The sequence below is a fragment of the Corallococcus sp. AB049A genome (assembly GCF_003668885.1).
Lineage (GTDB): Bacteria > Myxococcota > Myxococcia > Myxococcales > Myxococcaceae > Corallococcus > Corallococcus interemptor.
Window position 1 is genome coordinate 1 of record NZ_RAWL01001509.1, and the last position, 254, is coordinate 254.

Genomic DNA, 254 nt, shown 5'->3' on the forward strand with positions numbered 1-254 from the left:
CGGGCTTGCGCGCTACGCGCGCTCGCCCCCGATGCCCATCACGCTGCGCGGCGCGCTGACGCGCGCCTCCAGCGATGGCCATCAACCAGCCGGATCACCCGGCCATCAACAAAGATGCGCGGCAACAGCTCGGACAGGGGGTGGGCGCACGCGCCATCCACGACAGGCTGCGGCTGGAGGTGGAGGGCTTCGCGGCGAGCTACTCGGCCGTGAAGCGCATGGTGCGGCAGTTGCGCAAGGCCCAGGGCGTGCGG

The 254-nt window shown here is 72.0% G+C and carries 1 protein-coding gene; it reads left to right on the top strand.

What is annotated here, in order from left to right:
- Positions 1 to 74 precede the first annotated feature (74 nt).
- A partial coding sequence (locus D7X55_RS42775) for a hypothetical protein (protein ID WP_147470577.1) occupies positions 75 to 254 on the top strand: 180 nt, incomplete at its 3' end.